Below are 1,590 nucleotides of genomic sequence, written 5' to 3'. Positions count from 1 at the left end.
GCGCATTTCGTGGTCTTCGTGCTGGCCTGCTTCGTCGGCTTCCAGGTGATCTGGAATGTCAGCCATTCGCTGCACACGCCCCTGATGGCGATCACCAATGCGATTTCCTCGATCATCATCGTCGGCGCTTTGCTGCAGATCGGCTCGGGGTCGTGGCTGGTGGTGGTGCTGGGCGCGGCTTCGGTGCTGATGGCCGGGGTCAATATCTTTGGCGGCTTCATGGTCACGCGCCGGATGCTTGCCATGTTCCAGAAGTCGTAAGGAGGGCATGATGGAATTCGGAGTAAGCACCGCCGCCTATGTGGTCGCGGCCGTCCTGTTCATCCTGTCGCTGGGTGGACTTTCGGGACAGGAAAGCGCGAAACGCGCGGTCTGGTATGGCATTGCCGCGATGGCGCTGGCGGTGGCCGCGACGCTGTTCGGGCCGGGGTCAGGCAACTGGCTGCTGTCGGTCATCATGCTGGCGATTGGCGGCGCGGTCGGCTGGGTCGTCGCCAAGCGCGTCCAGATGACGGAAATGCCGCAGCTGGTCGCGGCGATGCACAGCCTTGTGGGCCTTGCCGCCGTGCTGATCGGCTTCAACGCCCAGTTCGAGCTGGGCCGCGTGATCCGCGCCAAGGCGGCGGACGCAGCCGCGCATTTCGATGGCTTTGCCGCCGTGCTGGCCCACAAGACCCCGGCGGAAATCGCCATGCTCAAGGTCGAGGTGGCGCTGGGGATCTTCATCGGCGCGGTGACCTTCACCGGCTCGATCGTGGCGTTTGGCAAGCTGGCGGGCAAGATCGACGGCAAGCCGAAGAAACTGCCGGGCGGTCACGTGCTGAACGCGGGCGCGGCGGCGCTGTCGCTGCTGGCGGTGATCCTGTATTGCTCGGTCGGCGCACCGGTGCTGTGGCTGCTGGTCATCACGCTGCTGGCCATGTTCATCGGCTATCACCTGATCATGGGGATCGGCGGGGCCGACATGCCGGTCGTGGTGTCGATGCTGAACAGCTATTCCGGCTGGGCGGCTGCGGCCATCGGCTTTACGCTGGGCAATGACCTGCTGATCGTGGTGGGCGCGCTGGTCGGCTCCTCGGGTGCGATCCTGAGCTATATCATGTGCAAAGCGATGAACCGCAACTTTGTCAGCGTGATCCTGGGCGGCTTTGGCGGCGAAACCGGCCCCGCGATGGAGATCGAGGGCGAACAGATCGCCATCGACGCCGAAGGCGTGGCGGCAGCGCTGAACGACGCCGATGAGGTGATCATCGTTCCGGGCTATGGCATGGCCGTGGCGCAGGCGCAGCAATCGGTCAGCGAGCTGACGCGCAAGCTGCGGGCGCGTGGCAAGAACGTCCGCTTTGCGATCCACCCGGTCGCGGGCCGCCTGCCGGGCCACATGAACGTGCTTCTGGCCGAGGCCAAGGTGCCCTATGACATCGTGCTGGAGATGGACGAGATCAACGAGGACTTCCCCAGCACGGATGTGGTGATCGTCATTGGCAGCAACGACATCGTGAACCCGGCGGCGCAGGAAGATCCCAACAGCCCCATCGCCGGGATGCCGGTCCTTGAGGTCTGGAAGGCGAAACAGGTCTTCGTGTCGAA

The 1,590-nt window shown here is 64.5% G+C and carries 2 protein-coding genes; both read left to right on the top strand.

The window, feature by feature from the left end; translation table 11 throughout:
* On the top strand, positions 1–261 hold a 261-nt coding region (locus FN835_RS21035; RefSeq protein ID WP_185958802.1), incomplete at its 5' end, for a proton-translocating transhydrogenase family protein.
* A 10-nt stretch (positions 262–271) separates the two neighbouring features.
* Positions 272–1,590, top strand: a 1,319-nt coding sequence (locus FN835_RS21030; RefSeq protein ID WP_142665177.1) for an NAD(P)(+) transhydrogenase (Re/Si-specific) subunit beta, incomplete at its 3' end; no start/stop codon positions are given.

The organism is Paracoccus laeviglucosivorans, assembly GCF_900182695.1.
Taxonomy (GTDB): domain Bacteria; phylum Pseudomonadota; class Alphaproteobacteria; order Rhodobacterales; family Rhodobacteraceae; genus Paracoccus; species Paracoccus laeviglucosivorans.
This window is presented reverse-complemented; position numbering and strand designations above follow the sequence as displayed.